Consider the following 17,161-nt stretch of genomic DNA (forward strand, 5'->3'; position numbering starts at 1 on the left):
AATTATTCAACTAACTCCTCTAATGATTTTTTTATTTCTAATGTATACTCAGAAAGTTCTCTAGTAATACTTGAAGTTTTTTGAACATCCCTTACATTTAAGTTAACTACATTATTTATATCTTCAATATGTTTTCTAAGCTCTTCAACTTCTCTTGCCTGTACCTTAGTAGCTATTGTTACTTCATTTGCTTGTTCCGTAACATTCTTAAAGTTATCTGTGATTCTATCAGTAGATTTTGTTTGTTCATTCATGGCCCAAGTTATCTGCTTCATATCTTCCCTAGAACATCTTACACCTTTTATAATATTTTCTACTCCTGATGCCTGCTCTTTAGATACCTCTGTAACTTGTTGTGACACTTTTGTAACATTTTCTGCTGAATTTACAATATTCTTTCCTTGCCTTGCCTGCTCTTTCACTGCTACAGCTATTTGTCTTACTTGTTCTCTAGAATTAGTTATTCCCTTAACTACTTCTTCAACTCCTATAGCTTGTTCTTTTACTGCTCTTGTCACTTGCTCTGATTGTTCTGCTACGTTTTCTACAGAAACCACAATGTCTTTCCCTTGTTTTGCTTGTTCTTTCACTGCTACTGTTATTTGTCTTACTTGTTCTCTGGCATTTTCTATTCCTTTTACTATTTCAGCAACTCCACCTGCTTGCTCTTTCATAGCTTGTGTTACTTCTGCAGTTTGACTTGTAACCTCTCCAACTATCTTAGTCATTGATTTTCCTTGTATTGTCTGTGATATCATTGCATCAGTTATTTGCTTAATTTGTTCTCTTGCATTTACTACCCCTTGAATAATTTCATCTACTCCACTGGCTTGTTCTTTTACAGCCGTAGTCACTTGTGTTGCTTGATTTGTTACATTTTCTACAGAAGAAACAATATTTTGCCCTTGCTTTGCTTGTTCTTTTACTGCCACAGTAATTTGTCTTACTTGCTCTCTTGCATTTACTATTCCTTTAACTATTTCTTCTACGCCTATTGTTTGTTCATTAGTTACTACAGCTATTTGAGCTGCTTGATCTGTCACATTTTCTACCGCTGCTACAATATCTCCACCTTGTTTTGCTTGTTCTTTTACCGCAAGCGTTACTTGTCTTACTTGTTCTCTTGCATTTACAACGCCTTTAATTACTTCATCTACTCCATTTGCTTGTTCTTTAACAGCCGTAGTCACCTGTGCTGCTTGATTTGTTACATTTTCTACAGATCCAACAATATCTTGTCCCTGTTTTGCCTGTTCTTTTACTGCTACTGTTATTTGTCTTACCTGCTCTCTTGCATTCGCCACACCTTTTATTACTTCATCAATTCCCGCTGCTTGCTCTTTTACTGCTACTGCGACCTCATTTGTTTGATTAACAACATTTTCTATAGACAAAGCGATATTTTTTCCTTGTTTTGCCTGTTCTTTCACTGCTACTGTTATTTGCCTTACTTGTTCCTTAGCATTTACAACACCTTTTATTACTTCCTCTACGCCAGCAGCTTGTTCCTTTACTGCTATTGTAACCTCATTTGTTTGATTAACAACGTTATTTATGGCTTTACTAATATTTCCCCCTTGACTTGCTTGTTCTTTTACCGCTACTGTTATTTGTCTTACTTGTTCTCTTGAATTTTCGACACCTTTTATTATTTCATCTATGCCAATAACTTGTTCTTTTACTGCTATTGCAACTTCATCGGCTTGATTTGTTACATTTTCGACAGCTCCAACAATATTTTGTCCTTGTTTAGATTGTTCATTCATTGCTATATTAATTTGCACTACTTGTTCTCTTGCATTTGCTACACCTTTTATTACATTTTCTACACTTATAGCTTGTTCCCTCGTAGCTTGTGTAACCATAGATGCTTGATTAGTAACATTTCTCATGGATTCGAGTATTTCTCTACTTCCTTTATTTTGACTGTCAGTTGCCAAAGTTATTTCTTTGATTTCATTAGTCACATTTTCTATTCCACCAACTATTTTTTCTATTACAGTCCCAACTTCATTACTTAATCTTGATCCATATTCAACTTTCTCAGTGCCAACTTCTATCGCCTTAATTGCATTGGTAGTTTCTCCCTGGATTCCTTTTATAAGTTCAGATATTTCCTTTGTAGCTGTAGCAGTTCTCTCAGCTAGTTTCCTCACTTCATCAGCTACTACCGCAAATCCTTTTCCGTGTTCTCCTGCTCTTGCAGCTTCAATTGCAGCATTTAAAGCAAGTAAATTTGTTTGATCTGCTATATCATCTATTACATCTATAATGCTTCCAATTTTATCAGAACTCTTTCCTAAGTTAGTTATTACACTTTCTGCTTTATGGATAACCTCCGATATTTCACCTATAGCGACTAATGTATTAGCTACAGCTGTTTGTCCATCCTTAACATCTGATTTCACTACATCACTTAATGAATTTACATTTTGAGCATTTTGAGCCACTTGACTTATTGATGCCGCCATGTCCTCAACCGTCTTATAAGTTTCATTTGAAGCTTTTTGCAGTTCTTCAGCATTACTAGCTACTCCTTGAATAGATTTTCCCATTTCTTCTATAGACGCAGATATTTCTTCTACTGATCTTGTAGTACTTTCACTATTTCCTGCTACTTGCTGAATAGATACTACAACCTCTTGAACTGCAGCCGCAGCTTCATTTGCAGAACCTCTTAAACTTTCGGCATTTCCTGCTACTCCCCTAACTGATTTACCCATTTGTTCTACTGATGACGATATTTGTTCTACCGAACTTGCTGTGCTCTCACTATTTCCTGCTACTTGCTGGATTGATGCTACCATTTCTTGTATGGCCGCTGCTGATTCATCTGTTGAAACTTTTAAACTTTCTGTATTAGTAGCTACTCCTTTTATTGATACACCCATTTCTTCAATTGATGATGATATTTCTTCAACTGAACTTGCTGTACTTTCACTATTTCCTGCTACTTGTTGGATTGATGCTACCATCTCTTGAACTGCAACTGATGATTCTTCTGTAGATCCTTTTAAATTTTCTGCATTACCTGCTACTCCTTTTATTGAAGCTCCTATTTCTTCAATTGATGATGATATTTCTTCTACTGAACTTGCCGTACTTTCGCTATTTCCTGCCACTTGTTGAATAGAAACTACCATTTCTTGTACTGCTGCTGTAGCCTCTTCTGCTGATCCTTTTAAACTTTCGGCATTTTCTGCTACTCCTTTTATTGATTTTCCCATTTGTTCTATTGAAACTGATATTTCTTCTACTGATTTTGCTGTGCTTTCACTATTTCCAGCTACCTGTTCTATTGAAGCTACTATTTCTTGTACTGCTTCTGTAGCTTCTTCTGCTGATCCTTTTAAACTTTCGGCATTCCCTGCTACTCCCTTTATTGATTTTCCCATTTGTTCTATTGATGATGATATTTGTTCTACTGAACTTGCTGTACTTTCACTATTTCCTGCTACTTGCTGAATTGATGCTACTACTTCTTGAACCACCATTGTAGATTCTTCTGCAGAACCTTTCAAACTTTCGGCATTCCCTGCTACTCCCTTTATTGATTTTCCCATTTGCTCTATAGATGATGATATTTGTTCTACTGAACTTGCTGTACTTTCACTATTTTTTGCCACTTCTTCAATTGATACTACAATTGATTGCACCGATGCTTCTGCATTTTCAGCAGTATCCTTCAATCCCTCTGCATTTTTTGCAACACCTTGTATTGATTTTCCCATTTCCTCAATAGATGCCGATATTTGTTCTACTGAACTTGCTGTGCTTTCACTATTTCCTGCTACTTGCTGAATTGATGCTACTACTTCTTGAATTGATACAGTCACCTCTTTTGCTGAAGAAGTTAAACTTTCTGCATTTCCAGCTACTCCTTTAACTGATTTCCCCATTTGCTCTACTGAAGAAGAGATTTCTTCTACTGATTTTGATGCGCTCTCTCCATTCCCTGCTACTTGCTGAATTGATGCCACCATTTCTTGTATTGATTCTGAAACTTCCTTAGCTGATCCAGTCATTTCTTCCGCATTTCCTGCGACCACTTTAATTGATTTACCCATTTCCTCAATTGAATTTGATATTTCTTCAATTGAACCGGATACACTTTCACTATTACCTGCGACCTGTTTTACTGATACAGCTATTTCTTCAAGTGATCTTTGCGACTTTTGAGCAGCATTCGTTAATTGCTCTGCATTTATCACAACTCCATTTATAGATTTAGACATTTCACTTGTAAGAGAATTTACTGATTTTACAGCTTCTGATTGATCAATTGTTCCTTTTTTAACTTGTTCATTTATACTTGATAATTCTTTTAATTTCTCATCGAGTTTTTTAGATACAAGAACTGTATTATCTACACTTCTTAAACCTCCCATAAGCTTAATTCCAATATTTCTTTTAAAACTACCCATTTATATACGCCTCCACACTTTCTGATCTTTTGCTTATTGAATCTCATTGTTACTAAAATTATCACTATCTTTTGTATTTTTGTTACTAATCATTCTTGATATTCCTACTACATCGAATATATGAGCAACACTTCCATCACCAAGTATTGTTGCACCCGATATCCCCTCAATTTTTCCTATGTAAGAGCCTAAGGGTTTAACTACTATTTCTTGATTTCCAACTAATTCATCAACTACAATACCAAATCTCTTTTCTGCAATACCTAAAACCACAATAAATATATTCCTCTTTTTATTTTCTCTAGGTAACTTAAAATAGTCATGCAACCACACTAGGGGGTGGACTTTGTCTCTAATCACAACAACAGATTGATTTTTAATATATTCAATTTCATTCTTTGGTTTTCTTACTATCTCAATTATGTTACTCATTGGAAGAGCATAAATTTCATTATGAATTTTAACTAATAACCCTGCAAGTATTGCAAGCGTTAATGGTAGTTTAATCGTAAATTTACTTCCTTCTCCCTCTTTTGTTTCTACATCAATAATCCCATTTAGTTTATCTATATGATTTCTAACAATGTCCATTCCTACGCCTCTACCTGAAACGTCACTTACATTATTAGCTGTTGATAACCCTGTTTGAAAAATAAGATTTATTATCTCTTGTTCTGATAATGTTTCTGCTTCTTGAGCTGAAATTACTTCTTTCTTAATTGCTGATTGCTTTATCTTTTCTAAATTTAAACCAGCACCATCATCTTCAATTGTCACAATGACATGATTTTCTTGGTGAAATGCCTTTATTCTCAATGTTCCTTTTGAAGGCTTATCTTTGACTATACGAGTACTAGGTTTTTCTATTCCATGGTCTAGAGAATTTCTTACAAGATGAATCAAAGGATCAGTAATATCCTCAATTATAGTTCTGTCCATTTCTGTCTCTCCGCCCTCAAGAACCAACTCCACCTCTTTTCCTAATGAATTAGCAAGATCTCTTACTAGCCTTGGGAATCTACTAAATAGCTGTTGCACTGGCACCATACGAGCTTTCATTATGCTTTCTTGAAGTTCACTAACTACTCTTGATACACGACTTGATATTCCAATTAAATCTTCAACTGAATCATCAGCTATATATTTGTTATGTAAAATATTGCTTACTTGAGCAATTCTAGTCTGTTCAATAACCATTTCTCCAACTAAATTCATCATATGTTCAAGACGTTCTATATCGACTCTAATAGTTTGTGATAATTTTTTTTCATTTTTAATCTCTTGTATAACTTTCTTTTTACCATTTATCTCATCAATTTTATCCGTTACTATTTCTCCTTCTATCTTAGCTATATTTTCTATATCTTTAGTATCTATCTTTTCTTTATCTAATTTTGTAAATTCATAATCAAATACATTAGCATCATCAACATCCATTAATTCATGCTTAATTCTTGACTCCAGTTCCTTTGTTCCTAATTCCGAAATTAATAAATATTTTATAGTAGTAATATTTTCATCTTCATCCAATAGTTCTAATACATTAGGACTTGATCCTATGACCTCTCCCATATCATTTAGCAAATTAAGTATAAGAAACGCTCTCGTTGCTTTCATAAGACTATCCTCTGAGATCTTAATCTCACAAACAACACAAGAGCGCCCATTTATCTTTTCATTTTCTATTGTATATCTTTTATCATCATCTAGCTCAAATACTATCCTCTTATTGTCAACTTCATGACTAATTTCCCTTTTTACTCCCATAAATTGATTGCCTTCAGTTTTGTCTACATCAATACTTTGTATACACCTAAGTTTTCCTATGATATCATCAATATCTACTTCTGTATCATTTTTATACTCTATAAAATCTCTTTTTAATAAAGTTAAGCAGTCAGTACATTCAAACAAAACGTTAATTATTGGCTTCGTTACTTCCATAAAATTATTCCTAATTTTATCAAGTACATTTTCCATCTCATGAGTAAGCGATTTCATCTTTTCATACCCCATAGCTGAAGAGGATCCCTTCAATGTATGTGCTACCCTAAAAATATCTTGTATAACTTTGCTAACTTCATCTTTCTTTTCTAATTCTAAAATTCCTTGTTCTAAAAGTTGTATCTGCTCTTCCACTTCATCCAAAAATGCACTTACCATTTCAGGCATTTCATATATATTAGACATTTCACACCCCCTAATCATGAAGAACTATATCTATATTCAATAAGCTTATCACTCCATTTTCTGTAATTCCTATTCCTTCAAAGTACTCTCCATCAATACCTGCAACAACTTTTGGCGTTGGTTGAATATCATTGAATTGTATGACTGAATCAACCTTATCCACAATTATACCAATCATTTCTTCTCTACTTTTTACCACTATTATTCTAGTTTCTTTAGTTCTAGCGCATTCTATTAGTTTAAACCTTTTATGTAAATTAACTACCGGAATTACCTTTCCCCTTAAATTAATAACGCCTTCCAGAAAGAATTTACTATTATGTGTTGGAGATATTTGCTGCAGCCTAATAATTTCATAAACATCACTAATCTTAAGAGCATACTTCTCACTTGCTAATTCAAAAGCAATATGTTGAATATCCAATAAATCATTCATATAATCTTCCTCCACAAACATTCTAGTAAAATTCACTATAATTTTTTAAAGTATCAACTAAGTAATCTTCTTTATATGGTTTTATAATGAATCCTCTAGCTCCATTAATTATAGATTCCAAGAATCCTTTTTGCCTCCACTCCTCCACGCACAAATTTCTTTATTTTTTCACTTTTTATAATTTAATTTTATATATACTTTTTAAAAAACAATACTTTATTATCTTCACTATAAAAAATATTAATTCCTATTAATTTTATATTATAATTTTTGGTCTTATTTGTCAATAATGATATTATATTGTTTAATGTAATAATATATTGCATTAATTGGTATTATCATCTAATAATTTTTATTAAATTATATAATCAAATAATCTATTTATATTAAAATTTTATTTTGCCCTTTCTATAAATTTCTACAAAAAAACAGACTCAAAGTAGCTTAAAATCTACTTCGAGTCTATGTTTGGCGAAAAATACTCTATATAATTGTAAACTTATATTCTATTTGCTTTTTTTGCATTAATAAAAGTTTTCATCTAGATATACTAATATTCTAATTTTATTATCTATATTATTTCCAAAAATGGAATTACGATTCGACATATACACACAGTTTTTTTATAATTTTAAAACTTTATTTTATACTTATCTTAAAATCAATAGAATTTTTAACTAGCATATCTTTTATTATATATATATTGGAATTCACAATGCACATTTCACAATTACAGCTATAATTCTTGTAATATTTTTAGAATTATGATGAAGAATTATTTTTGCAATATATATCAAACAGTATTTTTTTAAGTTTTAAATTTCCGCATTCCTATATTACTAACTGTTATACAAATATATCACTTATATCCAAGTCTTTTCTTCTTGAAAAATCAATAAGTTCATCATTAATTTTTACAATAGGACTTAGTATATCATTTGGAGGTATATACATAATTTCACCTATCCTACCATCCTCAAGCCTTGCCTTCATTCCTATATAATATGGGCTTATATTTTCTAAGAGTGTAAAAATAACTGAAGTATCATACAATTTTACTCCTTCAGTCAAAAACATTTGAAATATTTTAAGTGGAGTTACGCCTTTCTTGTATACTCTATTTGATATCATTGCATCAAATGTATCTGCTGCTGCAACAATTTTTGCGTTTAATGTAATATCTATTCCTAACTTTCCAAACGGATATCCAGATCCATCAATTCTTTCATGGTGCATAAGTATTGCATCTTTTATACTTCTACTAAAATAATCATAATCATTTATTATATCATATCCTAAAATAGTATGTTTCTTAATTTCATCAAATTCTTCTCTTGTTAGCTGACCTGGCTTGTTCAATATTTCATTATCTATTTTAATCTTGCCGATATCATGAAGAAGTCCTGATTCAATAATTTCTTTAACTGTGCCTGAAGATAAATTCATCCATTTTGCTATAAGCATTGAATATATTGCTACATTTATACAATGCGTATAAGTATACTCATCTGCTTTATTTAACGCAACTAAGCACTTAATTATGATGTTAGGCTCATCTAAATACTTTATTATCGATTTAGATATTTTAGAAATACTCTCAGAATTCATTTTATTTGTTGTAATCAATCCTCTTATTAATTCTTTAATATTGAATATACTTGCATCATAATCCTCTTCAAATTCTTTAATTTTATCCATATTACTTTTGCCCAAGCTATTGTTTTCTCCCGAAACATAGATATGAGCACTATATTCTCCAAGACTAATCAATTTATCTATTATATATGAATTGAGTATTGTATTCTTAGACGCTAATTTTAAACCATTACATATTATATCCTCAGCCAAAATCATGCCAGGTTTACAATTAAACAATAATATTTTATGTTTCATAAAATTAATCACCCCTATCTACCTACATTAAACTTTATCATCAAATAATTCCTTTTTCAATAAAACAAATATAAATATAGTATATTTTTCCTAATATTATAACATAATAATACATTATATAACTTCGAATTTAAAATCTAGTAATTGCATTTATTAATAATAAACGTTAGTAAAAGAAGCCTCAAAAATAATTTACCAATCATTTTTAAGGCTTCTTTGATTTATTTTTTATATTCTGTATTTAAGACAACACCTTTATACATTTTCTATTTAGTACTATGAAAAACTACTCTTCTATAAGTCTCAAATCTAACCCATCTATTTAAGAAATCTCCTAGAGTTTTCTCGTTAGCTTCTTTATATTCATTCAAGAATTTTACAACTTCTTCATTAGAATTTACCTTAACTTCAAATCCTCTGCCATTAATAACTGGAACTTCTTGATATTTATAATCGACAATAGATTTAATATCTGTAATTTTCTTATCACGTATTTCAATTACTATTGAGTCACGAAGAACTAGTAAATCAAAGTTATCTGGATATTTGTAGCTATCACCTTCTATTGGAAGCTCATCGCCTACAGTATAAGTCTTTTCTTCTGGTTTATATTTGAATATAGATAAAGTTTCTGTATCATAATAGAATTCTTCAAAAATATCTCCTCTTGCTTTTAATTCATTATACTCAAAAGCAAATTTTGCATTTTTAGTATCATTATTATGAACATCTTCTATAACACCACAAGCTGATGTCATATTAGTAACACGATCTATTAAAATAAGTTCTCCTAATGTTTTATGTGCATCAAACTTATCAACAACTATCTTTTCAGATAATAGAATATCACATGCTGCTATTTCATTTTTTGTTAAATAACCAGTTGGTAAATGCTCTCCTGTGTTGACATCAATTTTATATTTTACATCTGTAACAACACCAGTCAGCATCTTAGTACCTACTTTTACAAAATACTCTTTACCAGCCGTTAATTCCGAGTCATCCATCCAAAGAATCTTTGCACTAATTAACTTACTTGTAGTAATATCAGTTTCTTTTGTAAGTACACAGCCTCTTGATACATCAACTTCTTTATTAAGCTGTATTGTAACAGATTGACCTTTTCCAGCACTTTGCGATTCCTTATCGGTAATATGAACACTTTTTACTAATGCTTTTTCATTGCTAGGAAGTGTTGTAATTTCATCTCCTACAGAAATACTTCCAGCTTCAATTTCTCCTTGGAATCCTCTAAACGTATGATTAGGTCTACATACTCTTTGAACTGGCATATAGAAGCCTTCTTCTGACTTACTATCAATCTCTACATTTTCTAGATATGGTAAAAGCGCTTCCCCTTGATACCATGGAGTATTTTCTGACTTCTTAGTAACGTTATCCCCTTCCGTAGCTGATACAGGAATTAAATGAACATTTTCTAATGAAAGTTCATTTACTAATTCTTTAATTTGCTCTTCAATTTCTAAAAATCTTTCTTCACTGTAACCTACTAAGTCAATCTTATTAACTGCAAATACAAAATGTTTTACACCCATCAAAGAACAAATTCTTGCATGTCTTCTTGTTTGTACTAATACTCCTTGCTTTGCATCTATTAATATAATAGCAAGCTCTGCAAAGGATGCACCTACTGCCATGTTTCTAGTATATTCTTCATGTCCTGGAGTATCTGCTACTATAAAACTTCTATTATCAGTTGTAAAATAACGATATGCAACGTCTATTGTAATTCCTTGCTCACGTTCCGCCATTAAACCATCTAATAATAGAGAATAGTCTATTGCTCCGCCTCTGCTTCCAACTTTGCTATCTAATTCTAAAGCTTTTTCTTGGTCTGCATATAAAAGCTTTGAATCATATAAAATATGCCCAATAAGAGTAGATTTCCCATCATCTACACTACCACATGTTATAAACTTTAATAAGCTCTTCATCTTAGAAATACCCCTCTCTCTTTCTTCTTTCCATACTACCTGCTGCTTCACTATCTATAACTCTAGTTGTTCTTTCAGATGATACGGCACTAAGGGTTTCCTCAATAATCGCATCTAAAGTAATTGCATCTGATTCAAAACCGCCTGTTAATGGATAACATCCAAGTGTCCTAAATCTTATTTTTTTATGCTCAACTTTCTCACCAGGTAATAGCTTTAATCTATCATCATCTACCATAATGATATTGCCATCACGCTCAATGCATGGTCTTTCTTTTGCAAAATATAAAGGCACGATATCAATATTTTCACGCTTTATATATTGCCATATATCATTTTCAGTCCAATTTGAAATTGGAAAAACTCTCATACTTTCACCTTTATTTATTTTAGTGTTATAAAGCTTCCACATTTCTGGTCTTTGATTTTTAGGATCCCATGCTTGTGCTTCATTTCTAAAAGAGAAAATTCTTTCCTTTGCACGAGATTTTTCTTCATCACGACGTCCTCCACCAAAGGCTGCTGTAAATCCATATTTACTTAATCCTTGTTTTAAAGCTTGTGTCTTCATGATATCAGTATAAGCTGAGCCATGATCAAAAGGATTAATCCCTTGCTTTATACCTTCCTCATTTGAATGGACAATCATCTCAATTCCTAATTTTTCTGCTGTCTTATCACGAAATTCGATCATTTCTTTAAACTTCCATGTTGTATCTATATGCATGAAAGGAAATGGTGGCTTTTCAGGATAAAATGCTTTCATTGCAAGATGTAACATAACTGAACTGTCTTTACCAATTGAATATAGCATTACTGGCTTTTCACATTCTGCTGCTACTTCTCTAATAATATAAATTGCTTCTGCTTCTAATTTATCAAGATGCGATAATTCGCTCATATATTAGTCCCCCTATTTGCTAATTTAAATTTTTAAATATACTTTTCAATTCACAATTCACAGTTCGCAATGCACAATTGTGGAATAAATTACTTCGTAATTTATTCAAATGTTCTTTATTACGCTTTGGGCTTTTTCTAAGTGAAGTGTTTTTATTTGCAGCATAGCTGTTTTTTTTATATGAATGATCTTGGTTGCAGCATAGCTGCTTTTTTTATATGTGTATATTTTTTCTGAAAAGCCTATAGGCTTTTCCTCCTTAATTGTGCATTGATAATTGTGCATTGTGAATTGATTCTAATATTGATTTGAATCTTTACGGTTTATTTCGATAGAATGCTCTGTTCCATCAGTTTCTTCAATCTTCCAATCTGCAATATCATCTTTAAATTTAACTGTAAGCTTGCTTCCTCTTCCACCCATATCTGCTCCTAGATATAATGAAATTGAACCTGTAGGGCATTCTTTTATGCAAGAAGAGCATCCCCAACAATCTTTAGGATATTTTATATATACTTTCTTGCCATCTTCATTTGATTTTATAAGACTTCCTGGACACACAGCTAAACATCTTTTGCATCCTATGCACTTATTTTTATTAATTGCTATGCTCATATGTTTCACCTCTTCCCACTAAATCTCTATATAACATTTTAAGTTTGCCATCTACAAGCTTCGAATTAACATATTTTAACCATTCATCGCTTTTCTCTGGATAATCAAGGTTTTCTGCAAAGCTGTGCCATCTAGTTTCTTTTCTCGCTTTTAAATGGGCAATTACAGATTTGCAAAGAGTAAGTCTCTCTTTTAACTCATATACAAACATCAATTCATGCATATCTTCTGCATAAAGATTTTCACTCAATTTCTCAATTTGCTCAATTTTCTCCATTGCAAGTTCAAGTTGCTTTTCATTAAATTGATAACTACTTCCAATTCCGCCTGCATAAGTATCCATTACCTTCTGCATTGCTTCTTCAAGTTGTTCAAAATTGAATATCTGATTTTCAGAGTTTAGCACTTTTTCAACTTCTGATTTCTTTTTCTTTATAAGTAAATCTTCTTCAGTTGTTGATAAAGTAACAACATCTTTATCACTATTATTTATTGCTTCAACTACTGCCTTTGCTGCAATCTCGCCTTCTACTAGTGCTCCTGTAACATATTTTTGTGGACATCCACCAGCTACATCACCTGCTGCATAAAGACCTTTTATTGTAGTTTCTCTTTTGGTATCAACCCAATATCCACTAGCAGTATGTCCACCTACTATGTATGGTTCTGTTCCTTCAATTTCTACATTTTGCTCACTTGGATTTTTTCCTGATTCTATCCATTTTAAAGTTTGACTAGGAGCCATGTTTAAATATGCTTTCTTTAATTCTTCATCTTGAGCAGAAGTAATACCTTCCGTTCTTAAATAGCAAGGCCCTCTTCCTTCTTGATTTTCCTTTACTGTTCCATAAACTCTTTCTGATGTAGTTAGACCATATTTTGTTTCATAAACTTCTCCTTTTGAATTTACCTGCTTTGCGCCTACACCTTGAGCAATTGTACCCGTTGGTGCAATCGTGTCTTTACATCTCAAAGCAATAAATCTCATTTCAAAAGTAGTCATTTCAGCCCCTGCTTCTATTCCCATAGCATACCCTGCACCAGTGTTGAACGGAGGATACCACATTTTATGTCTTGAAAAGCCTGGATTGTTAGGTTTATAAAGACCTGCTGCTCCACCAGTTGCGCATATTACTTTTTTTGCTTTAATTTCATATAGAATTTCTTCTTCTACACCAACTGCAAAAGCGCCAAGTATCTGATTATCTTTTACAATATAATCAATAACATTAACTTGATTCATAACAGTAACATCGTTTAGTTGCTGCACTGCATCTGCTAAAATAGGTTTAATATTTTCACCGTTAATTTTTATATTTCTATTTCCTCTAGCCACATATTCGCCATTTTCATCTTTTAAGATAACAAGCCCTAAATCCTCTAACTTTTTTGTTACCTTATTTAAACCTTGTGACATTGTAAGAAGTAGATCTTCACGCACAATATTATCTGCATCTTTTTTAGCGTAATCCACATAGTCTTCAGGCTTTCTTCCTTTAACTATGTATGCATTGATTGCATTTACTCCGGCTGCTAAGCACCCACTTCTCTTAATATTAGCTTTTTCAAGTATAAGTACGGATGCATTAGAATTTTCACGTATGGTTAAGGCCGCATAGCACCCAGCAGTGCCTCCTCCAATAATTAATATATCAGTTTCTAATTGTTTTACTTGAACGTTCTTACTCATAGCATATCTCCTTTTTTTAAGGTCAATATTTACTAAATAAACACAGAGATTATTATTCCCTGCATTTTTAAGCACTGATTTTTATTTATACAAAGCTCAAATATATTTAATCTTTATTCATGGATGATATTTAAATAAATACAGACATTTCTTCTGTTTTAATCTTATTTTCCACAACATTTGCACTTTTTTCATCAAATGCATAAACTCTATGGATTAAAACGAAAACTTCTTCACCAATTTTTAATTCTTCATCTTCCAGGCTACGATATCCATAAAATATTTGATTCCCTACCTGTACATCTATTTCAAGATTATTTCCTCTAAATGCAATACCTTTTACAATTCCTTTTTCTGCTGCAAGAGGAGTCAAAATCTCCTTATCATTTTTAGCAATTTGTATAAATTCAGGACGTACTATTGCCTTTGTTTCTTTAGGGTTTACAACTTCAAATCCTTTTAGCTTAGTATAATCATCTATTAGATTCGATTCACCAATAAATTGCGCTACGAAATGAGTCTTTGGATTCTTATATATCTCAACTGGACTACCTTTCTGCTCAATTTTCCCTCTATTCGTTATTATTATTTCATCTGCTACTTCTACCGCTTCATCTTGGTCATGGGTTACAAAGATACTTGTTATTCCTAATTTAGATATTGTTTCTCTAAGCCATCTTCTAAGTTCTTTTCTTACCTTCGCATCAATTGCTGCAAAAGGCTCATCTAGTAGTAATAGCTGTGGATTAGGGGCAAGTGCTCTAGCAAAAGCTACACGTTGTCTTTGTCCACCAGACAATTGACCTGGATACCTTTTTTCAAGCCCCTTAAGACCAATAAGTTCTATAAGTTCCATAACTCTCTCATGTATATAATCTTTTTTAGCTTTTTGTACCACAAGACCAAACGCTACATTATCATAAACTGTCATATGACGAAATAGAGCATAACTTTGAAATACGAAGCCAATTCCTCTTTTTCCTGGTTCTATATCATTGACTTTGACTCCATTAATAATGATATCTCCTTCATCTGGAGTTTCAAGACCTGCTATCATTCTAAGTATAGTAGTCTTACCACTTCCACTTGGGCCTAAAAGGCCAATCAATTTTCCCTGCTCTATTCTAAAACTAACATTGTCAGATGCCTTATAATCTCCGAATTTTTTATTAATATTCTTTAGTTCCACATACATACATACTAGACCCCCTTCTTAGTTTTCCATTCCACAATATTACGTAATATCAATACCATAACTGCAATAATTACCAATATAGAAGCAACTGCGAAAGCTGCTGAGAATTGATATTCGTTATATAAAATTTCAATGTGTAATGGAAGAGTATTTGTCTTTCCTCTAATATGACCAGATACCACTGATACTGCCCCAAATTCTCCCATTGCTCTTGCTGCACAAAGTATTACTCCATATATAAGTCCCCATTTAATATTAGGAAGAGTTATTTTTCTAAATATATTAAATCCATTAGCTCCCATCATCGCTGCTGCTTCTTCTTCATCAGTTCCCTGAGCGTTCATTAAAGGTATTATTTCTCTCGCTACAAACGGAAAGGTTACAAATATTGTTGCTAATATTATCCCTGGTACAGCAAACACTATTTTTATATTATTTTGAACTAAAATATTTTCTAAAAAACTCCCTTTTCCAAATGTTAATACGAATATTAATCCTGCAATAACAGGTGATATTGCAAATGGCAGATCAATTAAAGTTCCTAGCAGGTTCTTCCCTCTAAATTTAAATTTTGTTATAGCCCAGGCAACACATATACCGAATATGGTATTCATGATTGTTGCTATTAACGTAGCTATTAATGTAAGGTTCATAGCTTTAAAAGTATATCCATCTGAAATTGCTTTAATATATGCACCAAACCCTTTAGCCAAAGCTTCAGAAATTATAGATATCAGTGGAATAATAAGCATTAGTATAAGAAAAAATATGCTTATACCTATCAAACCGTATTTTAAGAATTTATTTTCACTTCTATTCATTGATGTTTTTTTCACTTACTATTCACCTCATATCTGCTTTAATTTACTATTGTATAGTTGAATTCCATTTATAACGAATAATATTAAGAATGAAGCACCTAACATAACTAAAGCTATAGCCGTAGCACCACTATAATCGTATTGCTCCAATCTTGACATAATTAAAAGAGGTGCAATTTCTGTTTTCATTGGAAGATTTCCTGCGATAAAAACTACACTTCCATACTCACCAACACCTCTTGCAAATGCTAAACCAAATCCAGTTAATAATGGTGCTGATATTTCTGGAAATATTACTTTGCAAAAAGTTCTTAATCTACTAGCTCCAAGCATTGCTGCCGCTTCTTCATATTGTCCGTCTAAATCTTCAAGAACTGGCTGAATTGTTCTTACAACAAATGGAATTCCTATAAATGTTAAGGCTATAACAATTCCTAAAATAGAAAATGATGATTTTATTCCAAATGAATAAAGTATTTTTCCTATCCAACCATTCTCAGAATATAAGGTAGTAAGTGAGATACCTGCAACAGCTGTTGGTAGTGCAAATGGTAAATCAATTATTCCGTCTATAAATCTTTTAAATGGAAAATCGTATCTAACTAAAACCCACGCCAAGATAACCCCGAATACGCTATTTATTATCGCTGCTATAAATGCAGCCCCAAAACTCACCAAGTATCCGTGTAATGTTCTAGCATTTAATACTGTACTAAGAAATTTATCTAATCCCATTCCCCCTGACTTTATGACTAAAGCTGATAAAGGAATTAAAACTATAAGGCTTAGGTAAACAAGAGAAAAACCCATTGTCAGTCTAAATCCAGGAATAACTCTTTTTGTCTTGCTCATATTCATCCCCCACTCTAAAAAAATAATTACCATATTAAAAAACTTCTCTGATACCTAGCCACTTTTATCTTCCTCTTATCTAAGTTAGATATAAAACTGGCAATCTCCCAGATTTGATTATCCTTGATGGTATAGATCCAACTAAAATTTCTTTTTATATCCCTACTTGAGCTAATTATCACTTTATAA

General features: G+C 32.1%; 11 protein-coding genes. All 11 read right to left on the reverse strand.

The annotated features are described in order from the left end of the window. Positions 1–2: 2 nt before the first annotated feature. A complete protein-coding gene (locus F3K33_RS21400) occupies positions 3–4,424 on the reverse strand; it encodes a methyl-accepting chemotaxis protein (RefSeq protein WP_039768362.1) in 4,422 nt (1,473 codons plus the stop codon). A gap of 33 nt (positions 4,425–4,457) precedes the next feature. Then, entirely contained in the window at positions 4,458–6,614 is a 2,157-nt protein-coding gene (locus F3K33_RS21405) for a chemotaxis protein CheA (protein WP_039768365.1), read from the reverse strand. Between the two features lie 10 nt (positions 6,615–6,624). Next, positions 6,625–7,050: a chemotaxis protein CheW gene (locus F3K33_RS21410; protein WP_023973159.1), complete on the reverse strand. Its 426-nt coding sequence runs from the start codon at positions 7,048–7,050 to the stop codon at positions 6,625–6,627. Positions 7,051–7,896: 846 nt separating this feature from the next. Next, positions 7,897–8,943 (reverse strand): HD-GYP domain-containing protein, encoded by a 1,047-nt coding sequence (locus tag F3K33_RS21415; protein WP_039769480.1) that lies wholly within the window; start codon positions 8,941–8,943, stop codon positions 7,897–7,899. A gap of 266 nt (positions 8,944–9,209) precedes the next feature. Next, positions 9,210–10,898, reverse strand: a complete 1,689-nt coding sequence (locus F3K33_RS21420; protein WP_069187746.1) for a sulfate adenylyltransferase subunit CysN — start codon at positions 10,896–10,898, stop codon at positions 9,210–9,212. A 1-nt stretch (position 10,899) separates the two neighbouring features. After that, positions 10,900–11,799, reverse strand: a complete 900-nt coding sequence (gene cysD, locus F3K33_RS21425) for a sulfate adenylyltransferase subunit CysD (protein WP_012060344.1) — start codon at positions 11,797–11,799, stop codon at positions 10,900–10,902. Positions 11,800–12,096: 297 nt separating this feature from the next. After that, on the reverse strand, positions 12,097–12,414 hold the full coding sequence (locus tag F3K33_RS21430) for a 4Fe-4S dicluster domain-containing protein (RefSeq protein ID WP_023973165.1): 318 nt from the start codon (positions 12,412–12,414) through the stop codon (positions 12,097–12,099). Further along, positions 12,398–14,104: an adenylyl-sulfate reductase subunit alpha gene (locus F3K33_RS21435; protein WP_023973166.1), complete on the reverse strand. Its 1,707-nt coding sequence runs from the start codon at positions 14,102–14,104 to the stop codon at positions 12,398–12,400. Before F3K33_RS21435 ends, F3K33_RS21430 begins: the two co-directional genes overlap by 17 nt. A 130-nt stretch (positions 14,105–14,234) precedes the next feature. Continuing rightward, positions 14,235–15,299 carry a sulfate/molybdate ABC transporter ATP-binding protein gene (locus tag F3K33_RS21440; protein ID WP_023973167.1) on the reverse strand — a complete coding sequence of 355 codons (1,065 nt, stop codon included), beginning with the start codon at positions 15,297–15,299 and terminating at the stop codon, positions 14,235–14,237. A gap of 5 nt (positions 15,300–15,304) precedes the next feature. Next, complete coding sequence (gene cysW / locus F3K33_RS21445) at positions 15,305–16,120, reverse strand: sulfate ABC transporter permease subunit CysW (RefSeq protein WP_023973168.1); 816 nt, start codon at positions 16,118–16,120, stop codon at positions 15,305–15,307. A 27-nt stretch (positions 16,121–16,147) separates the two neighbouring features. Then, positions 16,148–16,972 carry a sulfate ABC transporter permease subunit CysT gene (cysT, locus tag F3K33_RS21450; RefSeq protein WP_012060349.1) on the reverse strand — a complete coding sequence of 275 codons (825 nt, stop codon included), beginning with the start codon at positions 16,970–16,972 and terminating at the stop codon, positions 16,148–16,150. Positions 16,973–17,161: the final 189 nt, after the last annotated feature.

The sequence above is a fragment of the Clostridium beijerinckii genome, from assembly GCF_008705175.1.
GTDB classification, from domain to species: Bacteria; Bacillota; Clostridia; order Clostridiales; family Clostridiaceae; genus Clostridium; species Clostridium beijerinckii.

What these genes read in the sequence shown, in the direction of transcription:
- F3K33_RS21420 (WP_069187746.1), bottom strand. Translation starts at nt 10,898, where the DNA reads ATGAAGAGCTTATTAAAGTTTATAACATGTGGTAGTGTAGATGATGGG.
- F3K33_RS21435 (WP_023973166.1), bottom strand. Translation starts at nt 14,104, where the DNA reads ATGAGTAAGAACGTTCAAGTAAAACAATTAGAAACTGATATATTAATT.
- F3K33_RS21430 (WP_023973165.1), bottom strand. Translation starts at nt 12,414, where the DNA reads ATGAGCATAGCAATTAATAAAAATAAGTGCATAGGATGCAAAAGATGT.
- F3K33_RS21440 (WP_023973167.1), bottom strand. Translation starts at nt 15,299, where the DNA reads ATGTATGTGGAACTAAAGAATATTAATAAAAAATTCGGAGATTATAAG.
- F3K33_RS21400 (WP_039768362.1), bottom strand. Translation starts at nt 4,424, where the DNA reads ATGGGTAGTTTTAAAAGAAATATTGGAATTAAGCTTATGGGAGGTTTA.
- F3K33_RS21405 (WP_039768365.1), bottom strand. Translation starts at nt 6,614, where the DNA reads ATGTCTAATATATATGAAATGCCTGAAATGGTAAGTGCATTTTTGGAT.
- F3K33_RS21415 (WP_039769480.1), bottom strand. Translation starts at nt 8,943, where the DNA reads ATGAAACATAAAATATTATTGTTTAATTGTAAACCTGGCATGATTTTG.
- cysD (WP_012060344.1), bottom strand. Translation starts at nt 11,799, where the DNA reads ATGAGCGAATTATCGCATCTTGATAAATTAGAAGCAGAAGCAATTTAT.
- cysT (WP_012060349.1), bottom strand. Translation starts at nt 16,972, where the DNA reads ATGAGCAAGACAAAAAGAGTTATTCCTGGATTTAGACTGACAATGGGT.
- F3K33_RS21410 (WP_023973159.1), bottom strand. Translation starts at nt 7,050, where the DNA reads ATGAATGATTTATTGGATATTCAACATATTGCTTTTGAATTAGCAAGT.
- cysW (WP_023973168.1), bottom strand. Translation starts at nt 16,120, where the DNA reads ATGAATAGAAGTGAAAATAAATTCTTAAAATACGGTTTGATAGGTATA.